Below are 17,166 nucleotides of genomic sequence, written 5' to 3'. Positions count from 1 at the left end.
GGTCGGGCGCGTGCCGATCACCCTGGAGCGCCACCACGACGTCGCCGTGCTGCGGATCGACCACGGCGGCGGGAACACCCTCGACAGCGACTCCTGCCGCGAGCTCGTGTTCCGGCTGGAGGAAGCCTCGCAAGCCCGCGCCGTGGTGCTCACCGGTACCGGCCGCATCTTCTCCGCGGGCGTCGACCTCAAGCGGATCCACGACGGCGGCGCGGCGTACGTTTCGGAGTTCCTGCCGCTGCTGTCCGACGCGCTGCTGGCCGTGTTCGGCTTCCCGCGTCCGGTGGTCGCCGCGCTGAACGGGCACGCGATCGCCGGCGGTGCCGTGCTCGCCGCGGCCTGCGACCACCGCGTGCTCGGGAGCGGCACCATCGGCGTGACCGAGCTGCTGGTCGGGGTGCCGTTCCCGCTGGCCGCGCTGGAGATCCTGCGCTGCGCCTACGGCACCGCGCCGCTGCCGTCGCTCACCTACTCGGGTTCGACGTACGGCGGCGAGGACGCCCTCGCCCGCGGCCTGGTCGACGAGCTGGCTCCACCGGAGAACGTGCTCGACCGGGCGCTCGCCGTCGCGACCCGCCTCGGCGAGCTGCCCGCCGAGGCGTTCGCGCACACCAAGGCCCAGATCCGCCAGCCCTTCCACGAGCGGATCGCCGAGCACCGCCACACCGACGACCCCGAGGTGGAGCGGCTGTGGCGCTCGCCCGCGGCGCTCGCCGCCGTGAAGTCCTATGTGGACAAGGTGCTCCGCTAGGCGGCGTGGACACCGGTTTCGGCGAGGGCCTTGATGCCTTCGACCGTCTTCTGCATGTTGCCCTGCAGCTCGCCCAGCCGCATCGCGACGATCTCCTCCTCGTGCTCGGGCATCGAGCCGATGATCGTCGTCAGGTTGGACGGGCCGGGGCCGATCTGGGCCCACTGGCGCAGGATCGTGCCGTCGCCGTCGGGGACGAGCTCGAAGCGCCACGACGCGGCCGGGTTCTCCACGTCCATCACGGCCCACGCGAACAGCCGCTCGGGCTCGTAGCCGGTCACCGTCGAGACCGTCTCCCACTCCCCGGCGACGGGATGGGAGTTGCGGCCGCGGAACCGGGCGCCCAAGCCGGGCTCGGTGCCCTCGACCCAGCCGCCGCCCTGGAACTCGGTGGAGAACCGGGCCGGCAGGTCGATGTCGAGCAGCCAGTACCAGACCTCGGCCGGTCGCGCGGCGATGCGGACTTCGACCTGCGTCGTAGGGCAGTCGGAAACCTTCATGGCGGACCCCTCGCTCGATGCCGGTGCCTACGGTTTCGGACCGTAACGTGGCGCTGATCACCCGGACAACTCGCACGGTGCCCGCGGTTGCGCACGGATGAGGACGCGCGCACCACCCGACGAAAGTCGGAACCTGACCGATTCTGCGCCCGGACAGCCGATTGCCGACCGCGGCCGGTTCTGTGAGGGTCCCACGGTGGGATCCGAAGCCGGGGAGGGTGCGTCCATGCGCAGACTGTTCACCGCCGTCGCGGCGGTCGTGCTGGCCGTGGTGGGGCTCGCGCCCGCCGCGGGGGCGTCGACCGACATCGAGGCCGCGCTGCGGAAGATCCCCGGCCTGACGATCGTCAAGGAGGACCCGGCGCCGGCCGGGTTCCGGTTCTTCGAGCTGACCTTCACCCAGCCCGCCGACCACCGCCACCCCGGCGCGGGCACGTTCCAGCAGCGGTTCACCCTGCTGCACCGCGACTTCGCCGCGCCGACGGTCGCCTTCACCAGCGGCTACAACGTCAGCACCGCGCCGAACCGGTCGGAGCCGACGCAGATCGTCGACGGCAACCAGCTGTCGATGGAGTACCGGTACTTCACGCCGTCGCGGCCCCAGCCGGAGAACTGGGCGAAGCAGCTGACGATCTGGCAGGCCGCCGCGGACGAGCACCGCGCGGTGCAGGCGTTCAAGGCGATCTACCCGGGCAAGTGGCTGGCCACCGGCGGCAGCAAGGGCGGCATGACCGCGACGTACTTCCGGCGCTTCTTCCCCGACGACGTCGACGCGACGATCCCGTACGTCGCGCCCAACGACGTCATCGACCCGCTCGACGTCTACAACCGGTTCCTCTCCCGCGTCGGCAACGACCCGGGCTGCCGCGACGCGTTGAAGGCGATCCAGCGCGACGCGCTGAAGCGGCGTGACGAACTGGGCGTGATCGCCGCGGCGGACGCGGCTCGCCGCGGGTTGACGTTCTCGATCGTCGGCTCGGCCGACAAGTCCCTCGAGATCTCGGTGATCGACTCGTACTTCGCGTTCTGGCAGTACCAGAAGCAGGCGGACTGCGCGACGGTGCCGGCGCCGGGCGCGCCCGCGGCCGACGTCTACGCCTGGTACGAAAAGGTCGAGAGCCTCAACACCTACTCCGACCAGGACCTGGCGCCGTACATCCCGTACTACTACCAGGCGGCGGTCCAGCTGGGCTCCCCCGAGGCTTACGACGGCTACCTGCGCGACCTGCTCCGCTACCCCGGCGCCGACCAGCCGAAGACGTTCGTGCCGGCGTCGATCAAGCTGCCGCGGTTCGACTACCTGGCGATGCCGGACGTCGACTTTTGGGTGAAGTCCCGCGGCACCCGGCTGCTGTTCGTGTACGGCTCGAACGACCCGTGGGGCGCCGAGCCGTTCGAGCTGGGCTTCGGCAGCCGCGACTCGTACCGCTACTACGTCCCGGGCGGCAACCACGGCTCGAAGATCGCGCAGCTGCCCGCGGCCGACGCCGCCGCGGCGACGGCGACGGTCCGCCGCTGGGCCGGCTTGCCTCCCGCGGCCGCTTTGACGGCGAGGAGCGCCCCGGCCGGGTTCCCGGACTTCGACACCGACGTCACCCTTTCGGCGCGGCCGCCGCTGTGACTTGTGTTTCCCCGGGCCGGGCGTAGTCTCACGTCGACTTGACGGCCCCGGCCCGAGGAGACGCCCATGCCTCGTCCCGTCCACTTCGAGATCCACGCGGGCGACCCCGAACGCGCGGTCGCCTTCTACACGGCGGTGTTCGGCTGGAAGTTCGAGCGCTGGGGCGACGTCCCGTACTGGGTGATCACGACCGGCGAGGGTGACGGCATCGACGGCGGGCTCGTGCCGCGGGTCGGCCCGGCGCCCGCGGAATCAGCGCCGGTGCACGGTTTCGTGAACACGATCGACGTCGCCGACCTCGACGCGTCCCTCGCCGCGGTGAGCGACGCGGGCGGATCGCTGGCGCTGCCGAAGAACCCGGTGCCGGGCGTCGGGTGGCTGGCGTACGTCAAGGACACCGAAGGCAACATCTTCGGCATGCTGCAACCGGACTCCGAAGCGCCGGCGCCGTCTTAAGGACGTTTCGCCTTCGGCAGCCGCCGGACGACGTCGTCGTAGGAGGCGTCGATGAGCTCTTCGAGCTCGGCACCGGGAACAGCGGCGCCGAGCGCGACGCGGTTCCAGCCGTAGCGGCCGAGGTAGTCCATGACGGTGACGGAGTCGGGGTACCGTTCCCGGACCTCGGCGGCTTCGTCTCGGCTGGCACCGCATTTGAGGGCGACACTGCCGGGCTCGTCCTGCCTGATGAAGGCGAAGCCCTTGCCCCCGACTTTGGCGACGAGCACGTGGTCACCGAAGGGGTAGGTCTCCTCGGCCCCGGGCTTGCCAAGGCAGTAGGCGACGACGGCTTCGATGTTCACGGTTCAGGCCTCCTCAGTGCACGACGGACCAAGCACGAGCCGCCGACGACGGCCGGCAGAGGAACACTCGCGCCGCTGGGCGGCAGCGCTCGTCGTCGCGGCTGACCCAGTGGCGGGTAGCCGGCCACCAGGCAAGGCGACCGGTCAGCGCCGCCGCCCGGCGACGGCATCGTTGCGGCTGCCCCGGCGACGCCATCCGACGGCGGGTAGCCGACCTCGGAACAAGGCCACCGATCAGCGCCGCTACTCGGCGACGGCATCGTCGCGGCTGCCCCAGCGACGCCATCCGACGGCGGGTAGCCGACCTCGGAACAAGGCCACCGATCAGCGCCGCTACTCGGCGGCGGCATCGTCGCGGCTGCCCCAGCGACGCTATCCGACGGCGGGTAGCCGACCTCGGGACAAGGCCACCGGGTCGGCGCCTCACCACCTCGCCAGCAGGCCACTGCCCCGCTCAGCCCACAGCCCCACCGGCCCGCCAACCTCCCCCGGCCCAACCGGCCCGGCCCTCGCCCCACATGCCCTGGCCCTGGCCCCGGCCCCGGCCCCGGCCCCGGCCCCGGGTGTCGCCTACTTGATGCCGGCCGCGTCCATGCCCCTCAGCTCCTTCTTCAAATCCTGGATCTCGTCGCGAAGCCGAGCGGCCAGCTCGAACTGCAGATCGCGTGCCGCCTGCATCATCTGGTCCGTCATCTGCTGGATCAGGTCCGCCAGCTGGGCGCGCGGCATGGCCGACACGTCCTTGTCCACCAGCATCCCCGAGCTGCGCACCCGGTCGCCCTGCTCCGGCTTCTTGCCGCGCGACGAGTTGCGGCCCGAGCCGCCCACCGAGACCTGCTCGGTGTCCTCCGCCTCGCTGTACACCCGGTCGAGGATGTCCGCGATCTTCTTCCGCAGCGGCTGCGGGTCGACCCCGCGCTCCACGTTGTAGGCGACCTGCTTCTCCCGGCGGCGGTCGGTCTCCTCGATCGCGTGCCGCATGGAGTCGGTGATCTTGTCCGCGTACATGTGGACCTCGCCCGAGACGTTTCGCGCCGCGCGGCCGATCGTCTGGATCAGGGACGTTCCGCTCCGGAGGAAGCCCTCCTTGTCCGCGTCGAGGATCGCCACCAGCGACACCTCCGGCAGGTCGAGACCCTCGCGCAGCAGGTTGATGCCGACCAGCACGTCGAAGTCGCCCGCCCGCAGCTGCCGCAGCAGCTCCACCCGGCGCAGCGTGTCGACCTCCGAGTGCAGGTAGCGCACCCGGATGCCCAGCTCCAGCAGGTAGTCCGTGAGGTCCTCGGACATCTTCTTGGTCAGCGTGGTGACCAAGACGCGCTCGTCCTTTTCCGCGCGCTCGCGGATCTCGTGCACCAGGTCGTCGATCTGGCCCTCGGTCGGCTTCACGACCACCTTCGGGTCGACCAGGCCGGTCGGCCGGATGACCTGCTCGACGAACTCGCCGCCCGCCTGGCCCATCTCGTACGGCCCCGGCGTCGCCGAGAGGTACACCGTCTGCCCGATCCGGTCGGAGAACTCCTCCCAGGTCAGCGGCCGGTTGTCGACCGCGCTCGGCAGCCGGAAGCCGTACTCCACCAGGTTCCGCTTCCGGGACATGTCACCCTCGTACATGCCGCCGATCTGCGGGACCGTCTGGTGCGACTCGTCGATGACCAGCAGGAAGTCGTCCGGGAAGTAGTCGATCAGCGTCGCCGGCGCCGTGCCCGCCCCGCGGCCGTCGATGTGGCGCGAGTAGTTCTCGATGCCGGAGCAGAACCCGACCTGCCGCATCATCTCGATGTCGTAGGCCGTGCGCATCCGCAGCCGCTGCGCTTCCAGCAGCTTGCCGGACTTCTCCAGCTCCGCCAGGCGATCCTCGAGCTCCTTCTCGATGCCCTGGATCGCCTTTTCCATCCGCTCCGGGCCCGCGACGTAGTGCGTCGCCGGGAAGATCCGGACCTCGTCGACCTCCTTGACGATGTCCCCGGTCAGCGGGTGCAGGTAGTACAGCTTCTCGACCTCGTCGCCGAAGAACTCGACGCGGATCGCCAGCTCCTCGTACGCCGGGATGATCTCGACCGTGTCCCCGCGCGCCCGGAACGTGCCGCGCGCGAAGGCGATGTCGTTGCGCGTGTACTGCACGTCCACCAGCGCCCGCAGGAACACGTCCCGGTCGAGCTGCATGCCGACCTTCAGCATCGACGACCGGTCGAGGTAGGACTGCGGGGTGCCCAGGCCGTAGATGCACGAGACGCTGGCGACCACGATGACGTCCCGCCGCGACAGCAGGTTCATCGTCGCCGAGTGCCGCAGCCGCTCGACGTCGTCGTTGATCGACGAGTCCTTCTCGATGTAGGTGTCCGTCTGCGCGATGTACGCCTCGGGCTGGTAGTAGTCGTAGTAGCTGACGAAGTATTCGACCGCGTTGTGCGGGAACAGCTCGCGCAGCTCGTTGGCCAGCTGCGCGGCCAGGGTCTTGTTCGGCGCCATCACCAGCGTCGGGCGCTGGACGCGCTCGATCAGCCACGCCGTGGTCGCCGACTTGCCGGTGCCGGTGGCGCCCAGCAGCACGATGTCCTTCTCGCCCGCGCGGACGCGGCGTTCGAGCTCGTCGATGGCCGCCGGCTGGTCACCGGCGGGCTGGTAGTCACTGACCACCTCGAAGCGGCCGCCGGTCCGGGGGATCTCCGAGACGGGCCGGAAGTCGGACTGGGCGAGCACGGGGTGTTCGGTTGCGAAAGCCACGTCGACCAGAGTACGACTCACCACCGACAATTTCCGTCGGCCCTGGTCAGGAGGGTCGGAACACCGTGACGGACGTGACTTCGCCGCCGGTCACGGCGCAGTGCAGGACGGCACCGGGCACGGGGGCGTCCCCGAAACACGAGACGAGCACCCGGTCGGGTCCGGTCGCCTGGACCTCGGTGCGCGGGAATTCCCCGAGCACCTCGGCGACCTCGGCTTCGGGCTCCGCGAGGTACGTCAGCACGACCTCACGCGGCGACGGCGGAGGCGGGATCGGCAGGCCGTGGCCTTCGAAGAGGCGGTTCAGCTGGTCGGCGGCCGAAACCGCACGCGGGAAGCCCGCGAAGGCGGCCGTCTGGACGACGACTTCGCAGATCTCGGCCGGCGAAAGCCCCGAGGCGAGGCCGGTGCGGAGGTGGACGCTCAGCGGCGGCCCGACCATCCCCGCCGCGACGATCGCCGCCAGGGTGGCCGCCTCCCGCGTCCGGGCGTCCAGGGCCGGGCGTTCGTGCAGGTGGCCGTAGACGGTGCCGACCGCCAGCTCGCCCAGCGCCGGGACGGTGGCGAACAACGCGTCGAGCCGCTCCGCGCCGCCGTCGACGAGCCCGGCGAAGGTCTCGCGGCCCCGGTCGTGCAGGTCGTCCATCGTCATCCCGCTGCCCCCTTCAGCAACTGCAGTCACAGCAGTCGCAGCAACCACAGTCGCAGTCACAGCCGCCGCAGTCGCAGCCGCCGGTCGTGTGCGGTTTCCCGCTCCACGGCCCAGGATAGGGATCGCGGCAGCAGAATTGGCAGGTGCAGCACATGTAGGGAGTGAGCGCGCAGCCGAGGAAGAAGTTGCGCTTCTTCGCCGGGACGGCGAACTTCGGGTACCAGAGGCCGCCGCCTTTGCCGTCGAGCGGCTCCGGGCCGTGGGAATCGCCGGGTCCATCGGGGCCATCGGGGCCGCCTGGACCACCGGGACCTCCTGGGCCGCCGGGTCCACCAGGGCCGCCGGGCCCGCGGCCACCAGGTCCGCCCGGGCCGGGTGCGCCGGGCGGCGGAAAGCCCTGCGGCACACCGGACCCCGGACCGCCCGGCGGCTGGTGCGGGTACTGCTGGGGCGTCGGCCCCCGGCCGATCCAGCCCGGCGGAGGCTGCTGCGGGTGCTGGGGTGGAGTGGGCCCCGGCCCGATCCACCCGGGCGGCGGCTGCTGCCCGGACTCGACATCCGAGGTGCTTCCACCCACCGGACCAGCGCCGGAGGTCAGGCCAGACCCGAAGCCGCTTCCCACCACCGGACCGGCACCGGAAGCCGGGCCGTGGGCATGACTGTGGCCGTGCGCCGAACCGTGTCCGAAGGCGCGCCGAACCGCTTGCCGCAGCTCGTGGACCAGCAGTGCGTGCACCAGCCCCGGCTTCGCGAACTCGGCTTCGCGCAACGCCAGTTCCACCCCGAGCACCGCGTCATCGCACAACCGGCGCGCCTCGTCCAGGGAAGTTCCCGTGGCCCGCAACGGGTTCCACGCTCCCGCCGCCGCGTCCGCCGCGTGGTCCTCGACCGCGTCCAGCAAGTGCGCCACCCGGCCGAACAGGCGGCCCGCCTCCGCCAGCGGGGCCACGTTCCCCGGGCGCCCGGCCAGCTCCGCCGTCCGCGCGAAAGCCGCGGAGGTGGCCAGCTCGGCGGGCTCGGTCGCGGCGAGCGCCGAATCCCCCACCCCGAGAGACCGCTCCAGCGAACCCTGCCGCGAGACCGCCTCCACCAGCACCGAAGTGTCGAACCCCACCCGGCCGCCGGTACTGCTGCCCTGCGACGCCCACCGGGCCGCGACCCGCCGCGCGGCCAGCGCCACCGGACGCCGGCCGAAAGCGCCGTCGCGGTCCTCGACGTGGTCGTCCACCTTCGCCGCCGCCAGCACCAGGGACACCGCCGCCGCGAGCTGGGCGCCCTCCCCGCGTGCCACCGATGCCGCCCGCATGCCCCGCAGCGGGCACGGCCCAGCGTCGCGGCGCAGCTCCCCTCGCGGTGCCTGTGCCTCGACCAGCGCGGAGATGATCAGCCCGTCGTAGTTCGTGACGACGCGGGCGAGCTGCCCGTGCTCGTCACGCAGCGTCAGACACAGGCCGCACAGGTGGGCCAGCCAGTCCGCGTGCAGGCCTTCGGACAGCCGATGCCGGCACGGCCTGATGATCCCGAACATCCCCAGTCCCCTCACTCACAGTCGGCGCACCTTAGCCCGAACGTGTGGCGCGCGCGTCGCGTCTGCTCGATTCGTGACCCGCCGGGCAGGATGAGCGCCATGGCCGCACTGCACCCGCCGAAGGTCGAGGTCTTCGACCCCGCCGCGCGCGCGAACATCGACCCGAAGGGCATCGTCCGCGAGGTCGACGAGTACCGCGAGGAGCCGTTCGGCCTGTACCTCGCCCGCCCCGCGCCCGGCCGCGCCCAGTTCCACTACCTCGAGTCCTGGCTGGTGCCCGGGCTCGGGCTGCGGTTCACCGACTTCTGGTTCACCCCCGGCCACGAACGCGACCAGGACTTCTACCTCGACGTCGTCCGCGTCCGCCGCGACGGCCCGCGCTGGGTCGCCACCGACCTCTACGTCGACATCGTCCTCAAGGACAAGCTGTCGCTGCGGGTGATCGACACCGACGAGCTCCTCGAAGCCCACGCCGCCGGTCTCGTCACCGCCGAAGACGCGCAGTACGCCCTCGAAACCACCTACGCGGCGGTGGAGGGGCTGGCCGCGCACGGCTACGACCTCGCCGCCTGGCTGTCCACGAAGGACATCACGCTGACCTGGCGCCGGCACCCCTAGGGGCCGTCGCATCCACCGGATGACGGATGCGACGCGGACCGTTCCGACGACGTGCCGGACCGGGCCGGCGCGGGATTCTCGATCCAGCGACAACGGATCGAGAAGGGGGTCGGCGCCATGCCGGTCATCGAGGTCGAACACCTCCACAAGCGGTACGGGGACAAGGTCGCGGTCGACGACGTGTCGTTCACGGTCGAGCGCGGCGAGATCTTCGGGATCCTGGGCCCGAACGGCGCGGGCAAGACCACGACCGTCGAGTGCCTGGAGGGCCTCCGGACGCCCGACGGCGGCCGGCTTTCGGTGCTGGGTCGCGACCCGCACCGGGACCGGGCCGAGCTGCGCCAGCGCGTCGGCGTGCAGCTCCAGGAGGGGCGGCTGCAGGACAAGCTGCGGGTCGGCGAGCTGCTCGACCTCTACGCCGCCTTCTACCGCACCCCGGCGGACCCGGACACGCTGCTCGACACGCTCGGGCTCACCGAGCACCGCGACAAGGCGTACAAGAAGCTCTCCGGCGGTCAGCAGCAGCGGCTGTCCATCGCCCTCGCGCTGATCGGGAGCCCGGAGCTGGCGGTGCTCGACGAGCTGACCACCGGCCTCGACCCGCAGGCCCGCCGCGACACCTGGGACCTCATCGAAACCGTGCGGGCCCAGGGCGTCACGATCCTGCTGGTCACGCACTTCATGGCCGAAGCCGAGCGCCTCTGCGACCGGATCGCGGTCATCGACGCCGGGCGCGTCGTCGCCGTCGACACGCCGGCCGGGCTGGTCGCGCGGGTGGCCGACGAGCAGGTCGTGCGGTTCCGGCCGTCGGCCCCACTGGACCCCGCCGCGCTCGAGGCGCTGCCGGAGGTCCGGAAGGCCGAGCGCCAGGGCGACCGCGTCGTGGTCAGCGGCACCGGGAACGTGCTCCACGCGGTGACGTCGCTGCTGGCCCGGCTCGGCGTGATCGCCGGGGACCTGCGCGTCGAGCAGGCCGGCCTCGACGACGCCTTCGTCGCGCTCACCGGCCACCGGCCGGAATGAAGGGGGAAACCATGTCCGTCCTGACCAAGCTGACCGCCGCCGAGGCCAAGGTGTTCCTGCGCGACCCGGGTGCCCCGGCCATCGTCGTCGGCATCCCGCTCGCCCTGCTGCTCGTGTTCGGGCTCCTGCCCGGCGCGAACGAGCCCGATCCGAAGTACGGCGGGCACAGCGCACTGGCCACGGTGATCGCGCCGATGGCCGTCACGATCCTGCTGGCCATGCTGGCCTTGACGCTGTTCCCGAACACGATGGCCACCTACCGCGAAAAGGGCCTGCTCAAACGGCTTTCCGCGAGCCCGGTGCCGCCGAGCCGGCTGCTCACCGCGCAGCTGCTGGTGAACCTGGCGGCCGCGGTCGTCGTGGTCCTGCTCGTCGCGGGCGTCGGCCGGCTCGTGCTCGGCATCCCGTTGCCGGGCAACCCGGGCGGTTTCCTGCTCTCGATCGTCCTCGGCGCGCTCGCGCTGTTCTCCGTCGGGCTCCTGGTCGCGGCCCTGGCACCGACCGGTCGCGCGGCGAGCGGCATCGGCAGCGCGCTGTTCTTCCCGATGCTGGCGCTGGGCGGGGTCTGGGTGCCGAAGGAGCAGCTGCCGGTCTTCCTGCAGCACGTCGCCGACGTCCTGCCGCTCGGAGCGACGCTCAACGCGCTGCGCGCCACCTGGGCCGGCGACGCCCCGGAGCTGCTGCAGCTCGGCGCGATGGCGGCTTTCGCCGTCGTCTGCACCACCGTCGCGGTGCGGGTGTTCCGGTGGGAGTGACGCTCGCGCCCGCCCCGGCCCGGATCCGATCGGTCGCCGTCGTCCCGGTGGCGATCGTCACGACGCTGATGGCGATCCCGTTGCTGCTGACGGCGAACCGCTACGGCTACTTCGGCGACGAGCTGTACTTCCTCGCCGCCGGACGGCACCTGGCCTGGGGGTACGTCGACCAGCCACCACTGCTTCCCCTGCTGGCCAGGATCATGGACGAGGTCGGGCATTCGCCGTTCGTCCTGCGGATCCCCGCGATGCTGGTGACGCTCGGCGGGGTCGTGCTCACCGCGCTGATCGCCCGGGAGCTGGGCGGTGGCGCCAAGGCACAGACGCTCGCCGCCGCGACCTTCGCCGTCTCGACGAACCTGCTGGCGGGCGGGCACTACCTCGCGACGTCCACAGTGGACCCGTTCCTGTGGACGCTGCTGCTGTGGCTGCTCGTCCGGTGGCTGCGCACCCGGGCCGACAGCCTGCTGGTCCTGGCCGGCGTGGTGACGGCGGTCGCGCTCTACGCGAAGTTCCTCATCGGCGGGTTCTGGCTCGCCGCCGGGGTCGCACTCCTGGTCCGCGGTCCCCGCGAACTGCTGCGGCGCCCGGCGTTGTGGCTCGGCGCCGCGATCGCCGTGGCGGCGCTGGTCCCGACGCTGGTCTGGCAGGCCACGCACGGCTGGCCCCAGCTGGGCATGGGTGCGGCGATCTCGCGGGAGGTCGCCGACGGCGGGGGCGGGCGGCTGCTGTTCCTGCCGACGGCGCTGCTCACCGCCGGGCTCCCGGTGGGTGCCGTCCTGCTCTGCTACGGCCTGTACCGGCTCCTGCGCAGCCGTGAGCTGCGCTTCCTCGGCTGGACGACGCTGCTGCTGACCCTCGTGTTCCTGGCGGTGAACGGCCGGTTCTACTACCTCGCCGGGATGTACCCGCTCTGCTGGGCGGTGGCCGCGGTCGCGCTCGAACGCCGGGAGCCGGCCCGCTGGTGGCGGTGGGTCGCGACCTGGCCGTGCTACGTGCTCGCGGCGGTGCTCGTCCTGCCCGTCTCGCTGCCGGTCTGGCCGCGGGCGTGGCTGACCGAACACCCGGCACTGCCGGCGCCGGCGCTCGCTTTCGCGGAGATCGGTTGGCCGGAAGGGACGAACTCGGTGGCAGGCGCGTTCGCCCGGCTGCCCGGCCCGGAGCACACGGCGGTGGTGACCGAGACGTACTGGGAGGCCAGTGCGCTCGCCCGCTACGGCCCCGGTCTCGGCCTGCCCGAGCCGGCCAGCGGCAACCGCGGTTATGCGACCCTGGGGGTGCCGCCCGAGACGGCGACCGACGTCCTGTTCGTGGGCGCGGACCCGCGGCCGCTGCGCGGGCACTTCGCCGGCGTGCGGCCGATCGGCAAGGTGGACACCGGTTCCGCGAAGCCGAGCTACTTCGACGGCGTGCCGCTGTGGCTGGCGACCGGCCGGACCGGGCCCTGGTCCGCGCTATGGCCGGAGCTGGTCAACACCCACCCGTGAGCGTGTGCCCGGCGTCACCTTCCGCGCGGTGGCGCCGGGTGGGCCCCCGTAGGGTGCGGAAGGGACCGGGCCGGACGACGACAGGAGCATGATGGACGCCGTATCCACGGCCCCCGACCAGTCGAAAGCCGCCCTCGCGCCGTTCGCCCGGCTGCCGGTCGCCCTGCTCGCGGCGGGCACCGCCCTCGCGCTCCTGCTGACGGCCGGCCGCTACGGCTACTTCGGGGACGAGCTGTACTTCCTCGCCGCCGGCAAGCACCTCGCGTGGGGCTACGCCGACCAGCCGCCGCTCGTCCCGTTCCTGGCCTGGGCGATGGACTCCCTCGCGCCCGGGAACCTGGTCGTGTTCCGGCTGCCGGCGATCGCCGCGACCGCCGCGGGCGTGGTCGTCACCGCCCTGATCGCCCGGGAGCTCGGCGGGCAGCGCAAGGCGCAGGCACGCGCGGCGGCGGCGTACGCGATCTGCGGGCAGTTCGTCGGCAGCGGCCACTACCTGGCGACGTCGACGATCGACCCGCTGCTGTGGACGCTCGTGCTGTGGCTGCTGGTCCGCTGGGTCCGCACCCGGGCCGACGCGCTCCTCGTGTGGCTCGGGGTCGTGACGGCCGTGGCGCTCAACGGAAAGCTGCTCATCGGCGCGTTCTGGGTGGTGGCCGGGCTCGCGGTGCTCGTGTTCGGGCCGCGAGAGCTGCTTCGCCGCCCGAAGCTGTGGCTGGGAGCGGTGATCGCCGCCGTCTCGCTGGTGCCGACACTGCTGTGGCAGCGCGCGAACGGCTGGCCGCAGCTCGGTATGGGGAACGCGGTCGGCGCCGAGGTCGACGCGGCGGGCGGGCGCGAGAGCTTCGTCCCGAACCTCCTGGCCGGCGCCGGCTGGGTGATCGGCGCGCTCGGCGTCCTCTACGGCGTCGCCGTGCTGCTGGGGAGCGAGCAGCTGCGGCCGTACCGGTTCCTCGGCTGGACGGCGCTGGGTGTCGTCGCGGTCTTCCTGGTCGCCAACGGGCGGTACTACTACGCCGCCGGCATGTTCGGCGTGCTGTGGGCCGCGGCCGCCGTCCACGTTGAAGCACTCGAGCCGTCCCGCTGGTGGCGATGGGTGCCGACCTGGCCGGTGTTCGTGCTGTCGGCGCTGTTCAGCCTGCCGTTCACGCTGCCGCTCTGGCCGGTGCACTGGCTGGCCGACCACCCGGCCGCGCCGCGGCCCGCCTACGCGGCCGAAGAGATCGGCTGGCCGGACCTCGCCGACGACGTCGCCGCGCTGTACCGGACCGCCCCGCCGGGCACGGCGATCGTCACCGGCGGCTACTGGCAGGCGGGCGCGCTCGGCCGCTACGGGCCCGAACGCGGCCTGCCCGAGGCGTACAGCCCCAGCCGGGGCTTCTGGTACTTCGGCCGGCCCGCCGACGACGCCGACACGGTGCTCTTCGTCGGCTACGACCCGTCGAAGCTCGCGAAGTACTTCGGCAGCACGCACATCGCCGGGCAGGTCGGCAACCGGCTCGGCGTCGCCAACGCGAGCGAGCACATGCCGGTCTGGCAGCTCAGCGGCCGGACCGCGAGCTGGGACGTGATCTGGCCCCGGTCGAAGGACATGAGAGCGTGAGCCTCGATGTCGACTGGAGCCGGCCGATGTGGCCACCGGAGTCGGCGCGGACCCCGGATGGCTGGCAGCCGTGGCTGTTCCGGGCCGAACGGATCCTGCCCGGCGTGCTGCTCGCCGTCGCGACCGCGGTCACCCTCGGCGTCGGCGGCCACGACGCCCGCTGGTGGGCGGTCACCGGCGCCTGGGTCGCCGCGGCCGCGCTCTGGGTGCTCGGCACGGTGGTCCTCGCGCCGCCGCGGCTGCGCGAACAGCCGGCCTTCGCCCTGCTGACGTTCCTCGGGATCGCCGGCCTGGGCAGCGTCCTCGAAGTCCGGGACATCACGTTCCTCATCTTCATGATCTTCACGTTCCTGGCCGCCATGCGGCTGCGGCCCACGTGGCTCGCGTTCGCCGCGCTGGCGGTGACCTCACTGCTGATCAACACCCTCGGCAACGGCGGTCCCGTGCACGCCCTGCGCGAGCGGCCGGCCATCTGGGTCACGATCATCGTCGTGCAGACGGCGGCGATCGGAGGCGGCGGCCTGCTCTCGACGGCCATCGCCCGGCAGAACGAAGAACGCCGGCGCATGCTCGACGACCTCGCCGCGGCGCACGCGGAAAACGAAGGGCTGCAACGGCAACTGCTCAGCCAGGCCCGGGAAGCCGGGATCCTCGACGAGCGGCAGCGGCTGGCGCAGGAGATCCACGACACCCTGGCGCAGGGCTTCACCGGCATCATCACGCAGCTCGAAGCCGCCGCGCTGGCCAAGGACGAGCCCGCGGAGTGGCAGCGGCACCTGGACTCCGCGAACGCGCTCGCGCGCGAGAACCTCACCGCCGCCCGGCGTTCGGTGCGCGCGCTGCACCCGGAAGCCCTCGAGACCGCGTCGCTGCCCGAGGCGCTCGCCGGCATCGCGGCGCGCTGGAGCGAGCGGACCGGCGTGCCCGCCGCGGTCACGGCCACCGGCGACCCGCGTCCGCTGCACCCCGAGATCGAGTCGACCATCCTGCGGGTCACGCAGGAAGCGCTGTCCAATGTGGACAAGCACGCCGCGGCGGGCCGCGTCGGCCTCACCCTGTCCTACATGGACGACGAGGTGACCCTCGACGTCCGCGACGACGGCGCCGGGTTCACCCCCGCCCCTGGTCCGGGTTTCGGGCTGCCCGGGATGCGGCGCCGCGTCCAGCGGCTCGCCGGTACGCTCCACGTCGAGTCCGAGCCCGGCGGCGGTACCGCGATCTCGGCCGTCCTGCCCGCCGTACCGTCCCCGCCGGAGGCCTCCGCATGACGATCACCGTGCTCATCGCCGACGACCACCCGGTCGTCCGCGACGGGCTGCGCGGCATCTTCACCGGCCGCGGCTTCGAAGTCGTCGGCGAGGCGGCGAACGGCGCCGAAGCCGTCGCGCTGGCCGAGCGGCTGCGCCCCGACGTCGTGCTGATGGACCTGCGGATGCCGGGCACCGACGGCGTCGCCGCGATCACCGAGCTGGCCAGGCTGGGCAATCCGGCGCGGGTCCTGGTGCTCACGACCTACGACACCGACTCCGACGTCCTGCCCGCCGTCGAGGCCGGCGCGACGGGCTACCTGCTCAAGGACGCCCCGCGCGAAGACCTCTTCCGCGCCGTCGAAGCCGCCGCCCGCGGCGAGGCGGTGCTCTCGCCCGCGGTGGCCAGCCGGCTGCTGGGCCGGATGCGCGCGCCGGTGCCGACTGCCCTGTCCCAGCGCGAACTCGAGGTGCTCACCCTGGTCGCCCGAGGCTCGACCAACAAGGAAGCGGCGAAGAAGCTCTTCATCAGCGAAGCGACGGTCAAGACGCACCTGATCCACGTCTACGCGAAGCTGGGCGTGAAGGACCGCGCGGCGGCCGTCGCCGTCGCGTTCGAACGCGGGCTGCTGGGGTCCTAGGGCGTCCAGCCGGTGGTCGCGGCCCACTTCTCCGCGCGGGCGAACACCCCGTTGACCCACTCTTGCTTCTCATCCGCGTAGGCCGCGACGTTGCCGTCCTCGGCGTGCTCGCCGGCCAGCCGCAGCTTGACGTCGCGGTAGTCGTCGCGCTCCTCCGGGTTCGCGCGCAAGTAGTCGCGGAACAGCAGCGCGAGCCGCCACGCGGGCGTCTCCTCGGACCGGACGTGCAGGTTCACCGGGCGTTTCGGGTCGGCGCCGACGTGCAGGCGCTTGGGCCACGTCCCGGTGCCGTCCTGGGCGTCGTCGACCCAGTCGCCCTCCAGGCGCGGGAACCCGGCGTCGGACAGGAGCTCCCGGAGCGTGTCGGCGTCGTCCACCGTCGGCACCGTGAGCTGGAGGTCGAGGACGTCCTTGGCCGGCAGGCCCGGAACAGCGGTGGAGCCGATGTGGTCGGCGCGGCGGGCCAGTTCCCCCGCCGTGGCGCGGACCCGGGCGAGCACCCGCTCGGCCTGCACCGGCCAGGTCAGGTCGTACTCGGCGATCTTCGGGGACACCGGCGGCCGCGGCCGGCGCAGCCGGACGTTCGCCTCGAACGGCACGAGCCGGTCGGCCCACAACGCGTCGACGTCGGCGAGCACGGCGTCTTCGGCACCGCCGTTGTCCAGCCAGACGTCGGCGACGGCGCGGCGCTGCTCGTCGCTCGCCTGCGCCCGGATCCGGGCCCGCGCGTCCTCCTCGGCCATGCCCCGCGCCGTCACCAGCCGCCGGACCCGCACCTCGACCGGCGCGTCGACGACCACGACCAGGTGGTACGCCGTCGCGAGGCCGTTTTCGACCAGCAGCGGGATGTCGTGGACGATGACGGCGTCCGGCGCGGCGGCGGCCATCAGCTCGCCGGTGCGGGCGCCGACCAGCGGGTGCACGATCGCGTTCAGCCGGTGTCGCGACTCGTCGTCGGCGAACGCCTTCGCGGCGAGCGCGGGCCGGTCGAGCGACCCGTCGGCGGCCAGGATCTCCGGCCCGAACTCCTCGGCGAGCCGGGCGAGCCCTTCGGTTCCGGGCTCGACCACCTCGCGGGCGATCCGGTCGGAGTCGATCAAGACGGCACCGTGCTCCGCGAGCCGGTTCGCCACGGTCGACTTGCCGGCCCCGATCCCACCCGTCAGCCCCACACGCAACATGCCGATCACCCTAGTCAGGCCGGACGGCCCGCTGG

The 17,166-nt window shown here is 72.5% G+C and carries 16 protein-coding genes; 10 read left to right on the top strand and 6 right to left on the bottom strand.

Annotated features, from left to right (window positions below):
* The first annotated feature begins 10 nt into the window (after positions 1 to 10).
* Positions 11 to 751 carry an enoyl-CoA hydratase/isomerase family protein gene (locus AA23TX_RS30145; RefSeq protein WP_155546156.1) on the top strand — a complete coding sequence of 247 codons (741 nt, stop codon included), beginning with the start codon at positions 11 to 13 and terminating at the stop codon, positions 749 to 751.
* Here the strand turns inward: AA23TX_RS30145 and AA23TX_RS30140 are convergent.
* Positions 748 to 1,251 (bottom strand): SRPBCC family protein, encoded by a 504-nt coding sequence (locus AA23TX_RS30140; RefSeq protein ID WP_155546155.1) that lies wholly within the window; start codon positions 1,249 to 1,251, stop codon positions 748 to 750. The two genes, AA23TX_RS30145 and AA23TX_RS30140, sit on opposite strands and share 4 nt — an antisense overlap.
* 226 nt (positions 1,252 to 1,477) lie before the next feature.
* Between AA23TX_RS30140 and AA23TX_RS30135 the strand changes: the two genes are divergently transcribed.
* Both AA23TX_RS30135 and AA23TX_RS30130 read left to right on the top strand, forming a co-directional pair.
* Positions 1,478 to 2,872 carry a S28 family serine protease gene (locus AA23TX_RS30135; protein ID WP_155546154.1) on the top strand — a complete coding sequence of 465 codons (1,395 nt, stop codon included), beginning with the start codon at positions 1,478 to 1,480 and terminating at the stop codon, positions 2,870 to 2,872.
* Positions 2,873 to 2,938: 66 nt separating this feature from the next.
* Positions 2,939 to 3,328, top strand: a complete 390-nt coding sequence (locus AA23TX_RS30130; RefSeq protein WP_155546153.1) for a VOC family protein — start codon at positions 2,939 to 2,941, stop codon at positions 3,326 to 3,328.
* Here AA23TX_RS30130 and AA23TX_RS30125 read toward each other — a convergent pair.
* From AA23TX_RS30125 to AA23TX_RS30110, 4 genes are all read right to left on the bottom strand, one after another.
* Entirely contained in the window at positions 3,325 to 3,672 is a 348-nt protein-coding gene (locus AA23TX_RS30125) for an MmcQ/YjbR family DNA-binding protein (protein WP_155546152.1), read from the bottom strand. The two genes, AA23TX_RS30130 and AA23TX_RS30125, sit on opposite strands and share 4 nt — an antisense overlap.
* Before the next feature lie 570 nt (positions 3,673 to 4,242).
* On the bottom strand, positions 4,243 to 6,399 hold the full coding sequence (uvrB, locus tag AA23TX_RS30120; protein ID WP_277875426.1) for an excinuclease ABC subunit UvrB: 2,157 nt from the start codon (positions 6,397 to 6,399) through the stop codon (positions 4,243 to 4,245).
* A gap of 46 nt (positions 6,400 to 6,445) precedes the next feature.
* A complete protein-coding gene (locus AA23TX_RS30115) occupies positions 6,446 to 7,051 on the bottom strand; it encodes a carboxymuconolactone decarboxylase family protein (RefSeq protein ID WP_155546150.1) in 606 nt (201 codons plus the stop codon).
* A gap of 13 nt (positions 7,052 to 7,064) precedes the next feature.
* Positions 7,065 to 8,579, bottom strand: coding sequence for a DUF5685 family protein (locus AA23TX_RS30110; protein ID WP_155546149.1), 1,515 nt, complete (start codon positions 8,577 to 8,579; stop codon positions 7,065 to 7,067).
* Between the two features lie 99 nt (positions 8,580 to 8,678).
* Between AA23TX_RS30110 and AA23TX_RS30105 the strand changes: the two genes are divergently transcribed.
* From AA23TX_RS30105 to AA23TX_RS30075, 7 genes are all read left to right on the top strand, one after another.
* Positions 8,679 to 9,197: a ribonuclease FAU-1 family protein gene (locus AA23TX_RS30105; protein ID WP_155546148.1), complete on the top strand. Its 519-nt coding sequence runs from the start codon at positions 8,679 to 8,681 to the stop codon at positions 9,195 to 9,197.
* Between the two features lie 117 nt (positions 9,198 to 9,314).
* Entirely contained in the window at positions 9,315 to 10,220 is a 906-nt protein-coding gene (locus AA23TX_RS30100; RefSeq protein ID WP_155546147.1) for an ABC transporter ATP-binding protein, read from the top strand.
* A gap of 11 nt (positions 10,221 to 10,231) precedes the next feature.
* Positions 10,232 to 10,975 carry an ABC transporter permease gene (locus tag AA23TX_RS30095; protein ID WP_155546146.1) on the top strand — a complete coding sequence of 248 codons (744 nt, stop codon included), beginning with the start codon at positions 10,232 to 10,234 and terminating at the stop codon, positions 10,973 to 10,975.
* Positions 10,976 to 11,043: 68 nt separating this feature from the next.
* Positions 11,044 to 12,462 carry an ArnT family glycosyltransferase gene (locus AA23TX_RS30090; RefSeq protein WP_155547404.1) on the top strand — a complete coding sequence of 473 codons (1,419 nt, stop codon included), beginning with the start codon at positions 11,044 to 11,046 and terminating at the stop codon, positions 12,460 to 12,462.
* A gap of 91 nt (positions 12,463 to 12,553) precedes the next feature.
* Entirely contained in the window at positions 12,554 to 14,062 is a 1,509-nt protein-coding gene (locus AA23TX_RS30085) for an ArnT family glycosyltransferase (RefSeq protein WP_155546145.1), read from the top strand.
* A complete protein-coding gene (locus AA23TX_RS30080; protein WP_230862765.1) occupies positions 14,059 to 15,330 on the top strand; it encodes a sensor histidine kinase in 1,272 nt (423 codons plus the stop codon). Before AA23TX_RS30085 ends, AA23TX_RS30080 begins: the two co-directional genes overlap by 4 nt.
* Positions 15,327 to 15,950 (top strand): response regulator, encoded by a 624-nt coding sequence (locus AA23TX_RS30075; protein ID WP_155546144.1) that lies wholly within the window; start codon positions 15,327 to 15,329, stop codon positions 15,948 to 15,950. Before AA23TX_RS30080 ends, AA23TX_RS30075 begins: the two co-directional genes overlap by 4 nt.
* Here AA23TX_RS30075 and coaE read toward each other — a convergent pair.
* The gene (gene coaE / locus AA23TX_RS30070) at positions 15,947 to 17,131 is read right to left on the bottom strand and encodes a dephospho-CoA kinase (RefSeq protein WP_155546143.1); all 1,185 of its coding nucleotides are present in this window, start codon (positions 17,129 to 17,131) and stop codon (positions 15,947 to 15,949) included. The genes AA23TX_RS30075 and coaE overlap by 4 nt on opposite strands.
* Positions 17,132 to 17,166: the final 35 nt, after the last annotated feature.

It is taken from the genome of Amycolatopsis camponoti (genome assembly GCF_902497555.1).
GTDB classification, from domain to species: Bacteria; Actinomycetota; Actinomycetes; order Mycobacteriales; family Pseudonocardiaceae; genus Amycolatopsis; species Amycolatopsis camponoti.
Note: the sequence above shows the minus strand (reverse complement) of the source record. Positions and strands in the feature narration are given on the sequence as shown.

Bases quoted from the DNA above. Each gene is read 5' to 3' on its own strand.
- AA23TX_RS30095 (WP_155546146.1), top strand. From the start codon at position 10,232: ATGTCCGTCCTGACCAAGCTGACCGCCGCCGAGGCCAAGGTGTTCCTG.
- AA23TX_RS30085 (WP_155546145.1), top strand. From the start codon at position 12,554: ATGGACGCCGTATCCACGGCCCCCGACCAGTCGAAAGCCGCCCTCGCG.
- AA23TX_RS30130 (WP_155546153.1), top strand. From the start codon at position 2,939: ATGCCTCGTCCCGTCCACTTCGAGATCCACGCGGGCGACCCCGAACGC.
- AA23TX_RS30090 (WP_155547404.1), top strand. From the start codon at position 11,044: ATGGCGATCCCGTTGCTGCTGACGGCGAACCGCTACGGCTACTTCGGC.
- AA23TX_RS30135 (WP_155546154.1), top strand. From the start codon at position 1,478: ATGCGCAGACTGTTCACCGCCGTCGCGGCGGTCGTGCTGGCCGTGGTG.
- coaE (WP_155546143.1), bottom strand. From the start codon at position 17,131: ATGTTGCGTGTGGGGCTGACGGGTGGGATCGGGGCCGGCAAGTCGACC.
- AA23TX_RS30110 (WP_155546149.1), bottom strand. From the start codon at position 8,579: ATGTTCGGGATCATCAGGCCGTGCCGGCATCGGCTGTCCGAAGGCCTG.
- AA23TX_RS30100 (WP_155546147.1), top strand. From the start codon at position 9,315: ATGCCGGTCATCGAGGTCGAACACCTCCACAAGCGGTACGGGGACAAG.
- AA23TX_RS30105 (WP_155546148.1), top strand. From the start codon at position 8,679: ATGGCCGCACTGCACCCGCCGAAGGTCGAGGTCTTCGACCCCGCCGCG.
- AA23TX_RS30115 (WP_155546150.1), bottom strand. From the start codon at position 7,051: ATGACGATGGACGACCTGCACGACCGGGGCCGCGAGACCTTCGCCGGG.
- AA23TX_RS30140 (WP_155546155.1), bottom strand. From the start codon at position 1,251: ATGAAGGTTTCCGACTGCCCTACGACGCAGGTCGAAGTCCGCATCGCC.
- AA23TX_RS30075 (WP_155546144.1), top strand. From the start codon at position 15,327: ATGACGATCACCGTGCTCATCGCCGACGACCACCCGGTCGTCCGCGAC.